Genomic DNA, 16,396 nt, shown 5'->3' with positions numbered 1-16,396 from the left:
GCTTTTTTTAACCATAAATGCAATCGAGTTGCATTTATCGGCGAGTAAAACTATTATTGCAACCCTCTTGCATTAATGGATACTCCCATGCCCGTCCACCACACCCGCCTGCCCGGCCCGGAAAAACCCACACTGATCAATCTCAGCCCCGCCAATTTTGAAGGCTGGAGCACCCTGCGTTTCAGGAGGAAATCCGTGGCCGCGCTGGCGGCGTGGGCCTGCGCGTTGCCATGCGCGGCGGCCGGCGCGGACGGCGGCGAGCCGGCCGGCAGCGTCACCATCAATGGCCAGCGCCAGAATTACCGCAGCCTGAGCGCGGCCGGCGCCACCAAGACCGACGCCCTGCTGCAAGACCTGCCGCAGAGCGTGCGCGTGCTGACATCCGACCTGCTGCGCGACGCGGGCGCCACCTCACTGTCGTCCGCACTGGAACTGGCCAGCGGCATCGCGCCGCAGAGCAATCTGGGCGGCCTGTGGGACAGCTACGCCATGCGCGGCTTCACGGGCGATCCGAATTTCGGCTCCGACTACATGGTGAACGGTTTCAGTTCCAGCCGGGGCTACAACGGCATGCGCGACATCGCGGGCGCGCAGTCGATGGAGATCCTGAAAGGCCCGGCGTCCGCCCTGTACGGACGAGGCGATCCGGGCGGCACCGTCAACATCCTCACCCGCAAGCCGCGCTTCGCGCCGCAGTACAGCGTGGAGACGTCCGCCGGCAGCCTCAGCACCTGGCGCACTGCCGCCGATCTGACCGGCCCGTTCGGCGAGACGCTGGCCTACCGCCTGAACGCCGCCCACCAGCAGGGCGACAGCTTCCGCGACACACTGCACAGCGAGCGCGACTTCCTGTCGCCGTCGCTGCTCTGGCTGATCGGCCCCGCCACTACGGTCTCCTACGAAATCGAAGCGGCGCGCCAACAGTCGCCGTTCGACCGTGGCGTGCTCGCCGTCAACGGCAAGCTGGGCGCGGTGCCGGTGTCGCGCTTCCTCGGCGAACCGGGCGACGGCGGCATGACGGTGAAGTCACTGGGCCATCAGCTATTCGTGCAGCACGAGCTGTCGCCTGCGTGGTCGCTGCAAACCGGCTTGTCCTACCGCGACAGTTCGCTGGCCGGGTATTCCAGCGAAGCGAACAACCTGCTGGCCGACGGCCGCACCTTGCGCCGCCAGCGCCGATACCGCGACTTCTCCGCCACCGACCGTTCGGCGCGCGCCGAACTGCTGGGGCAAATCGCCACCGGCGCGGTGACGCACAAGCTGCTGTTCGGCCTGGACGGCTACCGCTTCGACGACGAACGCCTGCAACTGCGGCGCAATCCGGGCGCGGGCAATCCCTACGCCATCGACATCCACGCGCCGGTGTACGGCGCCGTGGCCGATCCGCTCACGCTGTCCATCGACACGCTGGAGCACCAGCGTGCGCACGCGGTCTACCTGCAGGACCAGCTGTCGCTGGGCGCGCAATGGAAGGCGCTGCTGGGCGTGCGGCGCGACAGCTATCGCCAGCAGGTCATCAACCGCCGCACGGCGGCCGCCAACGAACAGGGACTCAGCGCAAGCAGCCCGCGCGTGGGCTTGGTGTACCAGCCTGCGGCGGAGGTTTCGCTGTACGCCAGCGCGGCCAAGGGCTTCCGGCCCAACAGCGGCATCAGCATCGACAACCACGCCTTCCCGGCCGAGTCCAGCCGCGCCTGCGAAATCGGCGCCAAGGCCGACACGGCGGACGGACGCCTGAACGCCACCCTTGCGCTCTACCGCATCGCCAAGAAAAACGTGCTGACCACCAATCCGCTTAACACGGACTTCGCCATCGCGGCCGGTGAAGTCGCCAGCAAGGGCGTGGAGCTGGACGTGTCCGGCCAACTGGCTGGCGGCTTGCGCCTGTCCGGCGCCTATGCCTACACCGACGCCAGCGTAACGAAGGGCGACAACACCATCCGCACCGGCAGCAGCCTGCCCAACGTGCCGCGCCACAGCGCCAACGTGCTGCTGTCGCAAACCTTCCGGACCAGCGGCAGCGGCGGCAACGCCACGCTCGGCGCGGGCCTGGGCTACGCCGGCGGGCGCCTGGGCGACGTGGCCGTGTCGAGCAGCTTCCGCCTGCAGGCCTACACCACCGCGCGCCTGCTGGCCGCCTACGCCCCCACGCCCCGCCTGCGCCTCTCGCTCAACGTGGACAACCTGTTCAACCGCGCCTACTACGCCAGCGCCTATAGCCAGCTGTGGGTGGCGCCCGGCGCCGCGCGCACCATCACCGCTTCCCTGGCCTACCGCTTTTGACCATGACCGCTAACAATTCCAGCGCCCGCGTGGCGTCCATCGACATCGTGCGCGGCATCATCATGCTGCTGATGACGGTGGACCACGTGCGCGAAACCTTCTACCTCAGCCACCAGGTGAGCGATCCCATGGACGCCGCCAGCACGCCGCCCGCGCTGTTCTTCACGCGGCTGGCGGCGCACTTCTGCGCGCCGTTGTTCGTATTCCTGACCGGCCTCGCCGCCTGGCTGTACGCGCACCCGCCCGGCGGCCCGCGCAGCGCCACCGGCTTCCTGCTCAAGCGCGGCGCGCTGCTGCTGTTCCTGGAACTCGTGGTGATCAATTTCGCCTGGTCCGGGCAGTGGCCGGGACCGGTGCTCTACCTGCAAGTGATGTGGGCCATCGGCCTGTCCATGATTGCGCTGGCCTTGCTGCACCGGCTGCCGCTGCCCTGGCTGGCCGCGCTGGGCGCGCTGATCGTGGCGGGCCACAACACCCTGCCCACGCTGGCGCAGCTGGCCGCGTCTTTCGGCGCCGGCTTCGAGCCGGGCGGCGCAGGCCACATGCTGTGGACGGTGCTGGAGCAGCGCGGCTACCTGGCGAGCGACGGCGCGGTCAAGGTGCGCATCAGCTATCCGCTGCTGGCCTGGATAGGGGTGATCCTGCTGGGCTACGCGGCCGGGCCGCTGTACAGCAGGACGATGGCGCCGCAACGCCGCGTGCGCGTGCTGCTGGCCGCTGGCGCCGCCGCGCCGGCGCTGCTGCTGGTGCTGCGCACCTTCAACATCTATGGCGAAGCGCTGCCGTGGGCACAGGGGACGGACACGCTGCACAGCGCCATGTCCTTCCTTAATTTCACCAAGTACCCGCCCTCGCTGGACTTCCTGCTGCTCACGCTGGGAGCCGGCATGCTGGTCCTGGCGTGGCTGGAACCGCAGCCGCGCGCCATCCCGGCACCGGCGGCGGCATGGCGTCGCGCCTGCGCCGTGTTCGGCGGGGCACCGCTGTTCTACTACCTGCTGCACCTGTATGCGCTGCTGGCCTTGCAGCGCATCGCATCGGCGCTGCAAGGCACAGGCAGCGGCCGCTACGAATTCAACGCCGTGTGGCAATTGTGGCTGGCCAGCGCGCTGCTGGCCGCCCTGCTCTACCTGCCCACGCGCTGGTTCGGCCGGTACAAGCGCAGCAGCGGCAACGCCTGGCTCAAGTACTTCTAGCATCAGGGTGGCGGTAGCGGCAAGGGATCGCGCAGCTTGACGATGTGGCGCACATTGTCGCCGTCGATCACTTCCATGCTGGCCAGCCGGCCCAGCTCAACGTCGACGAAAATGGTCTCGGGCTTGCGGATCATATGGCCCAGGCCTTCCACCGCGATCGACAGCGCATCGCTTTTCGGATCGTAGCTGATGCCCAGCAGCGGCACCCAGTCAGCCTCGACCTGGCTGCCGATGGACATCGCCTCCACGTCGATCTCGGCGCTCATGCCCTCGAGCTGCCGGGCAACCCCATCGAAATAAGTCTGCCAGGCACGCTTCTCGATTCGTGACATAGTCATGATGCTCTCCTCCCACAGCTTACGCTTGCTGTAGATGGATAGACCAGATCGCGCGCCAAAGATTCCGTACCGGCGAAAAAAAACACCCGGCCTTGCGGCACGGGTGTTCTTCACCGGCAAGCGGGCAATTAGCCAGCTGCGTTTTCTTTGTTGTAGTTGGCCACGCCGTTCAGGATTTCCTGTTTGGCTTCTTCCGGGCCGTACCAGCCTTGCACTTTCACCCACTTGCCTGGCTCCAGGTCTTTGTAGTGCTCGAAGAAGTGCTGGATCTGCTGCAGGCGCAGGTCTTGCAGGTCTTCCGGTTTTTGCCAATGTTTGTAGATCGGCAGCACTTTGTCGACCGGCACGGCCAGCACTTTCGCGTCTTCACCGGCTTCGTCGCTCATTTTCAGCACGCCGATGGCGCGGCAGCGCACCACCACGCCCGGGATCAGCGGGAACGGGGTGATCACCAGCACGTCGCATGGGTCGCCGTCGTCGGACAGGGTGTTAGGCACGTAGCCGTAGTTGCATGGGTAGTGCATGGCGGTGCCCATGAAGCGGTCGACGAAGATCGCGCCCGATTCCTTGTCCACTTCATACTTGATCGGATCGGCGTTCATCGGGATTTCGATGATGACGTTGAAGTCGTTAGGCACGTCGCGGCCGGACGATACTTTATTCAGGCTCATATTTTCCTCGTTTGCTATGCTGGGAGATTGCTTTTGGATAGTCTAACCGCGTAATTATAGCGAAGTGGACAGCACTTGTGCGCCGCAGCAGGAAACGGCGCAGAAAAAAGCCCGTCGCAAGGACGGGCTTTTCAGGGAATGGCAGGCATTTACAGGATGGTGGCCAGCGCGCACTGGCGGTAGTGGCTGGCCGCTTCCTCGGGCTGCTGCAGCGCTTCGTGCATCTGCGCCAGCTTCAGGTGCGACTCGCGCACCATGCGCGGGTCTTCCGCGTCCGACAGGGCCTGCTCCAGGTAGCGCTGGGCCTTGCCCCACAGTTTCTGCTTCAGGCACAGGGAGCCCAGCGTCAACGCCAGCTCGGCGTCGGTCGGACGTTCCTGTATCCAGCGCTCGCAATGCTCGATCTGGGCCAGCAGGGCCGGCGTGCCGGCCGGGGCGGCTGCTTCGCGGTAGGCGCGCACCACGCGGTCGTCCCAGTTGGCGGCCAGCGCTTCCTCGGCCACCACGCGCGCCGCGTCGTGCAGGCCGCGCGCGTTCATGGCGGCGGCGGCGCGGCAGGCGACGTAGGGTTTCAAGCGGTCCGAGTTCGGAATGGTGGACCAGACGCGCTGCACCGATTCGGCGTCGTGCGACTTGTCCGACAGCAGATCGTCGTAGGCCAGCTCGCGCAGGCGCGCCGACAGCGCCGGGTGCAGCGCCTTGTGCTTGTCCAGCGAGCGCACCAGGCGCAGCACTTCGGGCCAGTTCTTGGCCTGCTGCTGCGCCTTGAGCGACCATTGCAGCGCGTGGATATGGCGCGTGCCGCTGGCGTTCAGTTCACGCACCGCTTCCAGCGCCGCTTCCGGCTGGTGGTCGTCCACCAGCAGCTCGGTCATGGTCATCAGGCGCGCGGTTTTCAGCGTGTTGTCGCCGGCGGTCTGGGCCAGCCAGTTGTCGCGGCGGTGGTTCTGGCGCATGCGGTGCGCGGCGCGCGCGCCGATCAGCGCGGCCACGCCGGCGTTTTCAGGCAGCTCGGCGGCGCGCAGCGCAGCCTTCTCCGCATGGCCGAAGCGGCCTTCGAACAGGGCCTTGAGCGCATCGCGCAGGCCCTTGTTGCCGTCGCGCTCACGCTTGCGCAGGCGGTAGGCCGCCACGCGGCCCGGCATCTGCATGGTGCTGCGCAAAGCGCCTATCACCAGGTACAGCAGCGCGAACAGCGCCAGCATCAGCACCACGAACAGGTTCAGCGACAGGTCGATGCGGTGCGGCGGATAGAACAGCACCACATTGCCCGGATTGAAGCGCGCCGTCACGGCAACGCCGATGGCCAGCGCCATCAGTGCGAGTAACCAGAGGAAGAAACGCATGGCTTAAGGCTTCGCTTTGTAGTTGCGCACGGCGTTCAGGCTGTCGGCCAGCGTCGGCATTTCGATGGCCAGGTTGCTGCCCTGGACCTGGCGCAGCAGCGCCTGCACCGCCAGCGTGCTCTTGGCGCGCGTGTCGAAGTATTTGGCCAGCGCTTCCTGGGCGGCGATCAGGTCGCCGCGGAAGGCGGTCTCGTTGCGCGACAACAGCGCCATGCGGGCGTTCAGCAGGCGCAGTTTCAGGTTCTCGCGCAGGAAGTAGGCTTGCGACGGCGACAGCATCAGCGCGTCCGGCGTATCCACGCTGCGCACGCGTATCAGCTGGCGCACGTCGGACCACATGTCGGTACTCCAGGTGCTCCACGCGTCCTGCACCTGGTGCAGCCACGGGCTGGTTTCCTCGGCCGGGGCGCTGGCCTCCTTGACGGACTTGGCGCCTTTGCCGGCAACGGCGGGCTTGGCGGCCACGCGCACTTTCTTTTCAGGCGCGGCGGGCAGCGTGGGCTTCTCGTCAGCCAGCATGGGCAGCGTGTCCACTTGCGCCATCACGTTGTCCAGGCGCAGCGCGAGGCCGACCGAATCCACGCTGGGCAGCGCTTTCAGTTTCTCGGTGTCCTTGGCGATGGCGCGGCGGATGGTGATGAATTGCGGTTTGTCCGAACGCGACAGGCTGCGGTCGGCGTTTTGCAGCGCGATCAGCGCGCCCTGCACATTGCCGGCCAGCTGCAGCTGCTGGCTGGCGGTCGACAGCACTTGCTCGATCTCGGCCAGCGCCCATTCGTCGCGGTTCTTGGACAGGTCCTGGTACAGCTGCTCCAGCGCCAGTTGCTGGCTCTGGGCTTCGGTCTGGCGGTTTTCCAGCAGCGCCACTTTAATCTGCAGTTCCTTGGCGCTCTCCTGCACGGTGCGCGCCAGGGCGCCGGTTTCGGTATTGACGACATCGCCCTTTTGCAGGCGGCGCGCCATTTCTTCGCGCAGGTTGCGCATCTGGTTGTGCGAAGACCAGGTCTGCGCGGCCAGCAGGATGCCGAGCACGATGACGGCGATGGTCAGCGGGCGTTGCAGGGTGTCGGCGACGCCGGGGGCGGCAGCAGCTGGGGCGGCGGCAGCAGGTGCGGCGGCGGCCGGCGGGGACTTGTCCGCCGCGCCGTCGGGCAGCGCAACAGGGTCGGGTTGGGTAGGCAAATCGTTCATGGACGTGATTGTAACGCGGCCAGCAGGCGTTCGTCGCCTGATCCTGTCTGCGTGATGCTATGGAAGCCCAGGCCGTTTGCCGTTTGGGCAATGCGGGCGTGGGGGACAATTAAATGCTGTTGTTGCAACTTTACAACGGCGCTGGCGCCGCCGGGCAGCTGCGCGGCCAGCTGCAGCAAGCCGCGCAGCGCCTCGGAACTGGTGATGACCCAGTCGGCCGGGTGCGCCAGCAGGCGCTCCAGCGTGGCGCCCAGCGCCGGCGTCATGGCGGGCGTGCTGCGGCGGTAGGCCGCCACCACGGTGACGTCGGCGCCGGCGGCGCGGAAGGCGTCGCCCATCAGCTCGCGGCCGCTCTCGCCGCGCACGATCAGCACGCGCGCGCCGCGCAGCGCGTTCAGGTCCAGCGCCTGCAGCAGGTGCTCGGTGTCCGCATGGGCCGGATTGGCGGGGCTGGCGATATGGGCGTTGGCGTCGGTCACGCCGTGCGCGGCCAGCGCGGCGCGGCTGCCCTCGCCCACCACGGCCGCCGTCACGCCCTTGGGCCAGGCGCTAATGTGGGCGAAGGCGGCGTCAATGGCGTTGGGCGACACGAAGGCCACCAACGCGTAGCCGGCCAGACCGGCCAGCGTGGACTGCAGCAGCGTGCTGTCGGCCAGCGGCGCGATCTCAAGCAGCGGCAGCACCTCCACCGGACGGCCGAGCGCAGCCACGCGCGCAGCCAGCGGCTGCGCCTGCGCTAAGGGACGGGTAATGACGACGGTGGCGGGCATCCGGTGCTGGCGAGTCCGCGCGTCAGACGCCGGAACGACCGCCGGTGGGCTCGCCGGGCTGCGTATGGGCGATGTCATCGGGGCTGCCGGGCTGCGGCGCGGCTTGCGGCGCGGCTTGCGGATTGGCTGCGGCCGCGTCGGCAGCGGCGGCGTCGGCCAGGCACGAGGCCAGGATGGCGACGGCGTCCTGCTGGCGCAGCAGCTCGGCCACGTCCTGCCCCAGCTGTTCGGCGCTGGCGGCATCGCCGCGCACTTCGGCGCTGGCCATGCGCGCGCCGTCCGGCGTGGCGACCATGGCGCGCAAATACATGCTGCCGTTTTCCACCGTGGCGTAGGCGGCCAGCGGCACCTGGCAACTGCCGCCAAAGACCTTGGACACCTTGCGCTCGGCCGTCACGGCCTGCGCGGTGGCCAGGTGGTTCAGCGGCGCGAGCAAACGCATCAGGTCCAGGCCGTCGCTGCGCTCAGCAATCTCGATCGCCATCGCGCCCTGCCCGGCTGCGGGCAGGCTGCTTTCCGGCTCCAGCAGCGCGCGGATGCGCTGCGGCAGGCCCAGGCGCTTGAGCCCGGCCGCGGCCAGGATGATGGCCGCGTAATCGCCGCGGTCCAGCTTGCCCAGGCGGGTGTCAAGGTTGCCGCGCAGCGGCTTGATCACCAGCTGCGGATAGCGCGCCGCGATCAGCGACTGGCGGCGCAGGCTGCTCGTGCCCACCACCGCGCCGGGCGGCAGTTCGTCCAGCGAGGCGTAGTCGTTGGAGACGAAGGCGTCGCGCGGGTCTTCGCGCTCCAGCACGGCGGCCAGCGCAAAGCCCTGCGGCAGCTCCATCGGCACGTCCTTCAGCGAATGCACGGCCAGGTCCGCGCGGCCCTCGGCCATGGCCACTTCCAGTTCCTTCACGAACAGGCCCTTGCCGCCGACCTTGGACAGGGTGCGGTCCAGGATCTGGTCGCCACGCGTGGTCATGCCCAGAATTTCTACGCTACACTGTGGATACAAGGCCGACAGGCGCGCACGCACATGCTCCGCCTGCCACATGGCAAGGCGGCTCTCGCGCGAGGCGATCACCAGTCGGGAAGGAAGCTCTTGAGCCATATCGGAAGTATTCAAAGCCTGTTCTTTCGTATCGTGCATGGTTTTATATTTTGCGAGACTGCAAATTTTATCATGCGCGCCCCATTCGAGAATCATGCATAGGGCATATACCATGGTTGCATCCGCAGCAGACACCGGCGCCGACAAGGACGCGCCGCTGAAAGAAGACATCCGATTGCTGGGCCGCCTGCTGGGCGACGTGCTGCGCGCGCAGGAGGGCGAGGACATGTACGCGGTGGTGGAAACCATACGCCAGACCGCCGTGCGCTTCCGCCGCGAGGCCGACGCGGGCGCGGCCAAAGAGCTGGACGGCATGCTGAAGATCCTCACCCGCGAGCAGACCATCACCGTGGTGCGCGCCTTCTCCTACTTCTCGCACCTGGCCAATATTGCCGAGGACCAGCACCACATCCGCCGCCGCCGCGCCCACCTGCTGGCCGGCTCCCGGCCGCAGCAGGGCAGCGTCAGCTTCGCGCTGTGCAAGCTGGCCGGGGCCGGCGTGGACGAAGCCACCGTGACCCGCTTCTTCCGCCAGGCCCTGATCTCGCCGGTACTGACGGCCCACCCCACCGAAGTGCAGCGCAAGTCCATCCTGGACGCCGAGCACGATATCGCCCGCCTGCTGGCCGAGCGCGACAGGCCACTCACGCCCAAGGAGCAGGCCGCCAATCTGCACCTGCTGCGCTCGCGCGTGGCCACGCTGTGGCAGACCCGCATGCTGCGCTACTCCAAGCTGACCGTGGCCGACGAGATCGAGAACGCGCTGTCCTACTACCGCATCACCTTCCTGCGCGAACTGCCCGGCCTGTACGACGACATCGAGGCCGACATCGCCGCGCAGTATGGCGGCCCGGACGCCCCGCCCAGCGCCATCGCCGCGTCCTATGTGCAGATGGGCAGCTGGATAGGCGGCGACCGCGACGGCAATCCCAACGTCAACGCCGCCACCATGCGCCACGCACTGGCGCGCCAGGCCACCACCATCCTCGACTTCTACCTGGACGAAACGCACACGCTGGGCGCCGAGTTGTCCGTCTCCACGCTGATGGTGCGCTGTACGCCGGCCCTGCAACTGCTGGCCGACTCCTCCACCGACAGCTCAGACCACCGCAGCGACGAGCCTTACCGGCGCGCGCTGATCGGCATCTACGCGCGCCTGGCCAGCACCGCGCGCGCCCTGGGCGCGGCCAACATCCTGCGCCAGGAGGTGGGCCACGCCGAGCCCTACGAGAACGCGGCCGCCTTTGCCGCCGACCTGCAGATCCTGATCGATTCGCTGAACGCCAACCACGGCGCCATGCTGGTGCAGCCGCGCCTGTCCACGCTCAAGCGCGCCGCCGACATCTTCGGCTTCCACCTGGCCTCGCTGGACATGCGCCAGAGCTCGGACGTGCACGAGCGCGTGCTGGCCGAGCTGTTTGCCAAGGCCGGCGCCGCGCCCGCCTACGCCGAGCTGGATGAAGAGGCCAAGGTGGCGCTGCTGCTGGCCGAGCTGGGCCAGCCGCGCCTGCTGTACTCGCCCTACATCAGCTACTCGGCCGAGACCGAGTCCGAACTGGGCGTGCTGCGCGCGGCGCGCGAGATCCGCCAGCGCTACGGCGCGCGGGCCGTGCGCAACTACATCATCTCGCACACCGAGACCGTGTCCGACCTGCTGGAGGTGCTGGTGCTGCAGCAGGAAACCGGCATGCTGCGCACAACGGACCAGGGCAGCGCGCTGGACCTGATGGTGATCCCGCTGTTCGAGACCATCCCCGACCTGCAGCGCGCGGCCGGCATCATGCAGCGGCTGATGGCGCTGCCGCTGGTGCGCCGCCTGGTCGAAGCGCAGGGCCTGGAGCAGGAAGTCATGCTGGGCTACTCGGACTCCAACAAGGACGGCGGCTTCCTCACTTCCAACTGGGAGCTGTACAAGGCCGAGCTGGGCCTGGTGCAAGTGTTCGCGCAGGCCGGCGTGAAGCTGCGCCTGTTCCACGGCCGGGGCGGCACCGTGGGCCGGGGCGGCGGCCCCAGCTACGAAGCCATCCTGGCCCAGCCCAAGGGCACGGTGAACGGCCAGATACGCCTGACCGAACAGGGCGAAATCATCGCCTCCAAGTTCTCCAATGCGGAAATCGGCCGCCGCAACCTGGAGCTGCTGGTAGCCGCGACGCTGGAAGCGAGCCTGATGCCGCCGGCGGCGGACGACGCGCAGCAGGGCCAGCTGGCGGGCTTCGAGGCCGTGATGGCGGAGATTTCCGAACGCGCCTACCGCGCCTACCGCGACCTGGTGTACGACACGCCCGGCTTTACCGACTACTTCTTCGCCGCCACGCCCATCGCCGAGATCGCCGAGCTGAACCTGGGCTCCCGGCCCGCCTCGCGCAAGTCCACGCGCCGCATCGAAGACCTGCGCGCCATCCCATGGGGCTTCTCCTGGGGCCAGTGCCGCCTGCTGCTGCCGGGCTGGTACGGTTTCGGCAGCGCCATCGGCGGCTGGATAGGCGAAGGCGACGGCGCCGATGCCAGGCTGGTCCAGCTGCGCGCCATGTTCCAGCACTGGCCCTTCTTCGCCACCCTGCTGTCGAATATGGACATGGTGCTGGCCAAGACCGACCTGGCCATCGCCTCGCGCTACTCGCTGCTGGTGCAGGACGCGGCGCTGCGGGAGCGCATATTCAAGCGCATCACCGCCGAGCACGCGGCCACGCTGGCCTGCCTGGAGCGCATTACCGGCGCCAGCGAGCGGCTGGCCGGCAATCCGCTGCTGGCGCGCTCCATCCAGAACCGCTTTGCCTACCTGGACCCGCTGAACCACTTGCAGGTGGAGCTGATCAAGCGCCACCGCTCGGTGGGACACGAGCCGGGCAAGGTGGACGAACGCGTGCACCGGGGCATCCACCTGTCCATCAATGGGGTGGCGGCAGGCCTGCGCAACACCGGCTAACCCCAAGCAATACACGATGCGTTAGCGCAACGCATCGTGAAAAACCGTGAAATTGTGACATTTGGAGAGAATTGCACCAAAGTACAATGACAACACCATGATGCTAAGAATATATTGAAGGTGAAGCTGGCCTTGCGGCCAGCGCCCTTCGCGCCCCGCCCCCGCGCGAATCCGGTTTCCGGCGCCTTGCCGGTTGCAGCCCCTCCCCGCTGCAAGTTCACCAGATCAAGACTACATCATGAAGAACCTGACTATCAGAACGCGCCTGACTTTCGCCATGGGCTTTCTGTCGCTGCTGCTGCTGGCCATGGGCGCGGCCAGCCTGTACAGCCTGGGCAGCACCAACGCCTCGCTCAAGACCGTGTACGACGACCGCCTGGTGGCCATGGGCATGCTGTCGTCCGTGATGGAACAGCAGCTGCGCAGCCAGGTACGCTACGCCAAGGCCGTGGGCGCCGGCCCGGAAGAGGCGGCGGCCAATCTGGCGGAGTTGCGCAAGCATATCGACAAGGCCGACGCCGAATGGACCGCCTACATGGCGACCTACCTGACGCCGGAGGAAAAGACCCTGGCGCAAGGCTATGAAACCGGCCGCAAAGCCTACTACGAGCAAGCGCTGGCCCCGGCCGTGGCAGCCGTCCAGGCCCACAACGCCGAACAGGCCGACGCCCTGTTCAAGGGCGCCATGAGCAAGCTGTTCACGCCCGCCCGCGAAAGCCTGCGTGAACTGATGACGCTGCAGCTGACAGTGGGCAAGAGCGAATTCGAAGGCGCGCAAAGCCGCTATACGGCGTTCCGTTTCATGGCCGTCGCCGCCATCGCCGCCGGCGTGCTGCTGGCGGCCGGCATGTGGTACTGGCTGGTGCGCTCCATCTCGGTACCGCTGGCGCAAGCAGTCAGGATCGCCAACGCCGTCGCCGAGGGCGACCTGACGCAGCAGATCGAAGTCCTGTCCACCGACGAAACCGGCCAGCTGACCAGCGCCCTCAAGCACATGAACGAAAAGCTGCTCGACATCGTCGGCCAGGTGCGCACCGGCACGGATACGATCGCCACCGCGTCGGCTGAAATCGCCGACGGCAACCTGGACCTGTCCTCGCGCACCGAGCAGCAGGCCAGCTCGCTCGAGGAAACCGCCTCATCGATGGAGGAACTGACCTCCACCGTCAAGCAAAACGGCGAAAATGCGCGCCAGGCCAACCAGCTGGCCGTGAACGCCTCCGCCATCGCCACCCAGGGCGGCGAAGTGGTGGCGCAGGTGGTGCGCACCATGGGCGACATCAATGCCTCGGCCAAGCAGATCGAAGCCATTATCAGCGTAATCGACGGTATCGCCTTCCAGACCAACATCCTTGCGCTGAACGCGGCAGTGGAAGCGGCGCGCGCCGGCGAACAAGGGCGCGGCTTTGCCGTGGTGGCCTCGGAGGTGCGCAACCTGGCGCAGCGCTCGGCCAGCGCGGCCAAGGAGATCAAGACCCTGATCGACTCCTCGGTGGCCAAGGTGAACACCGGCAGCACGCTGGTGAACCAGGCCGGCGCCACCATGGAGCAGATCGTCGCCAGCGTGCGCCAGGTGACGGAAATCATGGGCCAGATCACGGTGGCGGGCAGCGAGCAGGAAGCCGGCATCGAGCAGATCAACCAGGCCATCACGCAGATGGACACGGTGACGCAGCAGAACGCGGCGCTGGTGGAACAGGCTGCCGCTGCGGCGGCGTCCATGCAGGACCAGGCGGGCAAGCTGGAAAAGTTGGTTAGCGTTTTCAAGCTCACCGGGCAGCAATCCGCCGCCGCCGCGCGCCCTGCCGCACAGCGCCGCCTGGCGCTGGTTTCCTCTATGGCTGGGTGATTTGACATCTTTTCACGCAGGCAATGTCGATTTCTTTTACAGGTGCCTGCGTGAAGAAAACGTTAACTCTTGGTAACTTACTGATTACATGTAAATTTTTCCGACAGGCACGAGTTATGCATGCTTCCTGCATGCTACCCACCACCCCGTCAGGAGAAAGCCATGAATATCAAAAAGGTCTCCCGCGTGGCGCTGATGGCCTGCCTGCTGCTTGCAGGCGCCGCCAAAGCTACCACGCTTGAACTGCCCAACATCAATCCACTGTCCGCCACGACCTACAACAATTTCAATGTGTATTCGCTGGACCTGCTGAAAAAATGCTCGGCAGATCCGCGCTGCCAGCCCTCCGGCCCACTCCCCGTGGATTCGAGCCCGGGCCAGATCGCAGACCAGGCCATCATCCTGACCGCAGCGAATGGCACCAACGTCAACAATTTCCCCTCCCCGTTTACTGCCGGCCAGGCAGTGGACGACTCCTTCGACACGTCGACCTCGTCCTCCGGCAGTTTCTCCATGACCGACACCGGCGGCGCTTTTGCCGGCGACCTGGCGAACCGCTGGGATATCAATCTGGGCCTGCTGAAAACCTACCTGGGCAGCAATGATCTGGTCTTCTTGTTCGACAACAACCAGTCGGCCAACGGCGGCGCGCAATTCATCAGCATCTGGGGCCAGGCGCGCATTTACGACAACCTCGGCAATATGGTCAGCTGCTTTGAGATCAGCACCTCCGCCACCAATTCCGGCTGCCATGGCGGCGCCGATCCCACGCCCGCCACTGCCGACTACCTGAACGTCATCAGCGACTTCTGCGTCGACAAAGACACCGGCGCCAGCTACAACCTCGGCGGCGCGCACAATGCCGGCGATTGCCCGGTGGACGGCCTCCACCCTGCCGGCGGCTATCAGGTCAACAACAACCTGAGCACCAGCCAGGCCGAGTTCGCGGCCTACAACAAGGCCTTGAGCGATGCGGCCAAATCGTCGGCCAACAACTACACCTTGTCGGTCAATATCAAATATATCGGCCAAGGCGCCGGCGCCGAACAACTGTGGATCTGCAGCGCTTGCGACGTGAACGACGAAACCACCCGCATTCCCGAACCGGGCACACCCTTCCTGATCGGCATCTCCCTGCTCGGACTTGCCGTAGCGCGCCGCCTTCCCAAAAGGGGCGCGTAAGACTTCAATCAGCACCGGGGCGGCGCCAGGCAGGGCCGCCCCATCCTCCCGCCAAGCCGGTAGCATCCGCAAATCATTTCCGTGCGCCAAATTCACGCCATTCCGTGCTATACATGGTAGATGGCAAAATATCAACAACGGAGTACAATCCACGGATGTTTCCAGAACTCACTATTCCGTTGACGCAAACGGCTGCAGCCGGGGCCGCCCTGCTTGCCGCAATTTGGCTGTGGCGCCGCGCCGAGGCGGCGCGCCGCTCCGCCGAAAACGAACTGGCCCGCCTGCGCCAGCAACTGGCCGCCTGCGAAAAAGGCGCAGCCGAGCTTGCGCGTAATGAACACCAGCTGCGCGAGGTACTGGAAAAGCTGCCGCTGGCGCTGTTCCTGAAGGACGCCGAGTCCCGCTTTGTCATGATGAACGAAGCCTGCGAGCAGGCCTTCGGGCAGCGCTACGCCACCCTGGCGGGCACGCACGGCGGCGCACACTACCCGCCCGAGCAGCAAGCCGGCTTCCTGGCCGCCGACCGCGCCGCCTTCGAATCGCGCCGCCTGTGGTGCGACGAGGAATGGCTGTGGCACGCCGGCCTGCAGCAGGACCGCCGCCTGCTGACCTACAAGCAGCCGCTGTACGACGAGCACGGCCAGCCCGCGCTGCTGGTCGGCATGTGCGTGGACGTGACCGAGCGCCGCGCCGCCGAGGACGCGCTGCAGTCCACCTTGCGCCAGCTGCGCGAACTGAGCGACCTGCAGGAAACCGCGCGCGGGCAGGAGCGCCACCGCCATGCGCAAACCCTGCACGACAGCCTGGGCCAGAGCCTGATGGCGCTCAAGCTGGACGCCAGCATGCTCGCCAGCGCCAGCCGGGCCAGCCATCCGCGCCTGCACGCCCATGCCCAGCGCGTCCAGGGCACGCTGGACAAGGCCATCCACACCGTGCGCTCGCTCATCAACGACCTGCATCCCAGCACGCTGGAGCTGGGCCTGCCGGCCGCCACCGACTGGCTGCTCAAGCAGCAGGAGCGCGGCGGCGGCATGCACTGCCAGCTGCACCTGATCAGCGACAGCGCCGTGCTGGCGCAGCCGCAAACCTGGGCCATCTTCCGCATGATCCAGGAGGCGCTGTACAGCATCCAGGCGCACGCCCAGGCCACCCGGCTGGACGTGTCGCTGGACCTGCGCGCCAGCGCGCTGCTGGTGGTCATCAGCGATAACGGGCTGGGCTGCTGGGCGGCGGGCAGCCGCCGCGCCACCCTTTCCATGCTGGCCTTGCGCGAGCGCGTCTCGGCCCACGGCGGCCAGCTGACCGAAGACAACACGCCAGGACGCGGCACCACCCTCACGTTCATGTTCCCCGGAAATGAAAAACGGGAGGCCGCAGCCTCCCGTTTGAGTGATTCCGTGCGCGCCTGATGGCGCTCCCGCACGCGTAGATACTGTTATGCCGGTCAAGCGTTTTGAAGCTCCTGATTGAATGGTTTGCCAGATTTTAAGACGCCGAAAGCAACGTGGACGAGCTTGCGCATCATGGCGCCGATCACCAGCTTGGCCGGCT

12 protein-coding genes and 1 pseudogene are annotated in these 16,396 nt (G+C 66.7%); 6 read left to right on the top strand and 7 right to left on the bottom strand.

Annotated features, from left to right (window positions below; genetic code table 11):
• Positions 1-87: 87 nt before the first annotated feature.
• Together GTP77_RS25310 and GTP77_RS25305 are read left to right on the top strand one after the other, a co-directional pair.
• Positions 88-2,283, top strand: a complete 2,196-nt coding sequence (locus GTP77_RS25310) for a TonB-dependent siderophore receptor (protein ID WP_161074930.1) — start codon at positions 88-90, stop codon at positions 2,281-2,283.
• Positions 2,284-2,285: 2 nt separating this feature from the next.
• Positions 2,286-3,479: an acetyltransferase domain-containing protein gene (locus GTP77_RS25305; protein ID WP_161074929.1), complete on the top strand. Its 1,194-nt coding sequence runs from the start codon at positions 2,286-2,288 to the stop codon at positions 3,477-3,479.
• Positions 3,480-3,481: 2 nt separating this feature from the next.
• Here the strand turns inward: GTP77_RS25305 and GTP77_RS25300 are convergent, their stop codons facing one another.
• The 6 genes from GTP77_RS25300 to hemC all read right to left on the bottom strand — a co-directional run bounded on the left by GTP77_RS25300 (position 3,482) and on the right by hemC (position 8,888).
• Entirely contained in the window at positions 3,482-3,817 is a 336-nt protein-coding gene (locus tag GTP77_RS25300; RefSeq protein ID WP_228895891.1) for a DUF5335 family protein, read from the bottom strand.
• A gap of 128 nt (positions 3,818-3,945) precedes the next feature.
• Positions 3,946-4,488 carry an inorganic diphosphatase gene (ppa, locus tag GTP77_RS25295; protein WP_161074928.1) on the bottom strand — a complete coding sequence of 181 codons (543 nt, stop codon included), beginning with the start codon at positions 4,486-4,488 and terminating at the stop codon, positions 3,946-3,948.
• A gap of 149 nt (positions 4,489-4,637) precedes the next feature.
• The gene (locus tag GTP77_RS25290; protein ID WP_161074927.1) at positions 4,638-5,834 is read right to left on the bottom strand and encodes a heme biosynthesis protein HemY; all 1,197 of its coding nucleotides are present in this window, start codon (positions 5,832-5,834) and stop codon (positions 4,638-4,640) included.
• A gap of 3 nt (positions 5,835-5,837) precedes the next feature.
• Positions 5,838-7,025 (bottom strand): uroporphyrinogen-III C-methyltransferase, encoded by a 1,188-nt coding sequence (locus GTP77_RS25285; protein ID WP_161074926.1) that lies wholly within the window; start codon positions 7,023-7,025, stop codon positions 5,838-5,840.
• The gene (locus tag GTP77_RS25280; protein WP_161074925.1) at positions 7,022-7,795 is read right to left on the bottom strand and encodes a uroporphyrinogen-III synthase; all 774 of its coding nucleotides are present in this window, start codon (positions 7,793-7,795) and stop codon (positions 7,022-7,024) included. Before GTP77_RS25280 ends, GTP77_RS25285 begins: the two co-directional genes overlap by 4 nt.
• A 22-nt stretch (positions 7,796-7,817) precedes the next feature.
• Positions 7,818-8,888: a hydroxymethylbilane synthase gene (hemC, locus tag GTP77_RS25275; RefSeq protein ID WP_161074924.1), complete on the bottom strand. Its 1,071-nt coding sequence runs from the start codon at positions 8,886-8,888 to the stop codon at positions 7,818-7,820.
• Between the two features lie 94 nt (positions 8,889-8,982).
• Here hemC and ppc point away from each other — a divergent pair, with 94 nt between their 5' ends.
• From ppc to GTP77_RS25255, 4 genes are all read left to right on the top strand, one after another.
• Positions 8,983-11,814: a phosphoenolpyruvate carboxylase gene (gene ppc / locus GTP77_RS25270; RefSeq protein WP_371869399.1), complete on the top strand. Its 2,832-nt coding sequence runs from the start codon at positions 8,983-8,985 to the stop codon at positions 11,812-11,814.
• 238 nt (positions 11,815-12,052) lie between these two features.
• Positions 12,053-13,663: a methyl-accepting chemotaxis protein gene (locus GTP77_RS30915; protein WP_187358847.1), complete on the top strand. Its 1,611-nt coding sequence runs from the start codon at positions 12,053-12,055 to the stop codon at positions 13,661-13,663.
• A gap of 162 nt (positions 13,664-13,825) precedes the next feature.
• Positions 13,826-14,845, top strand: coding sequence for a PEP-CTERM sorting domain-containing protein (locus GTP77_RS25260; protein ID WP_161074922.1), 1,020 nt, complete (start codon positions 13,826-13,828; stop codon positions 14,843-14,845).
• Between the two features lie 155 nt (positions 14,846-15,000).
• The gene (locus tag GTP77_RS25255) at positions 15,001-16,254 is read left to right on the top strand and encodes a PAS domain-containing sensor histidine kinase (protein ID WP_161074921.1); all 1,254 of its coding nucleotides are present in this window, start codon (positions 15,001-15,003) and stop codon (positions 16,252-16,254) included.
• A gap of 35 nt (positions 16,255-16,289) precedes the next feature.
• Here the strand turns inward: GTP77_RS25255 and GTP77_RS31295 are convergent.
• Positions 16,290-16,396 (bottom strand): annotated as a pseudogene (locus GTP77_RS31295) (IS110 family transposase); the annotation flags it as partial.

Source organism: Pseudoduganella aquatica, from assembly GCF_009857595.1.
GTDB lineage: Bacteria > Pseudomonadota > Gammaproteobacteria > Burkholderiales > Burkholderiaceae_D > Rugamonas > Rugamonas aquatica_A.
This window is presented reverse-complemented; position numbering and strand designations above follow the sequence as displayed.

What these genes read in the sequence shown, in the direction of transcription:
- GTP77_RS25310 (WP_161074930.1), top strand. Translation starts at nt 88, where the DNA reads ATGCCCGTCCACCACACCCGCCTGCCCGGCCCGGAAAAACCCACACTG.
- GTP77_RS25305 (WP_161074929.1), top strand. Translation starts at nt 2,286, where the DNA reads ATGACCGCTAACAATTCCAGCGCCCGCGTGGCGTCCATCGACATCGTG.
- GTP77_RS25300 (WP_228895891.1), bottom strand. Translation starts at nt 3,817, where the DNA reads ATGACTATGTCACGAATCGAGAAGCGTGCCTGGCAGACTTATTTCGAT.
- ppa (WP_161074928.1), bottom strand. Translation starts at nt 4,488, where the DNA reads ATGAGCCTGAATAAAGTATCGTCCGGCCGCGACGTGCCTAACGACTTC.
- GTP77_RS25290 (WP_161074927.1), bottom strand. Translation starts at nt 5,834, where the DNA reads ATGCGTTTCTTCCTCTGGTTACTCGCACTGATGGCGCTGGCCATCGGC.
- GTP77_RS25285 (WP_161074926.1), bottom strand. Translation starts at nt 7,025, where the DNA reads ATGAACGATTTGCCTACCCAACCCGACCCTGTTGCGCTGCCCGACGGC.
- GTP77_RS25280 (WP_161074925.1), bottom strand. Translation starts at nt 7,795, where the DNA reads ATGCCCGCCACCGTCGTCATTACCCGTCCCTTAGCGCAGGCGCAGCCG.
- hemC (WP_161074924.1), bottom strand. Translation starts at nt 8,888, where the DNA reads ATGGCTCAAGAGCTTCCTTCCCGACTGGTGATCGCCTCGCGCGAGAGC.
- ppc (WP_371869399.1), top strand. Translation starts at nt 8,983, where the DNA reads ATGCATAGGGCATATACCATGGTTGCATCCGCAGCAGACACCGGCGCC.
- GTP77_RS30915 (WP_187358847.1), top strand. Translation starts at nt 12,053, where the DNA reads ATGAAGAACCTGACTATCAGAACGCGCCTGACTTTCGCCATGGGCTTT.
- GTP77_RS25260 (WP_161074922.1), top strand. Translation starts at nt 13,826, where the DNA reads ATGAATATCAAAAAGGTCTCCCGCGTGGCGCTGATGGCCTGCCTGCTG.
- GTP77_RS25255 (WP_161074921.1), top strand. Translation starts at nt 15,001, where the DNA reads ATGTTTCCAGAACTCACTATTCCGTTGACGCAAACGGCTGCAGCCGGG.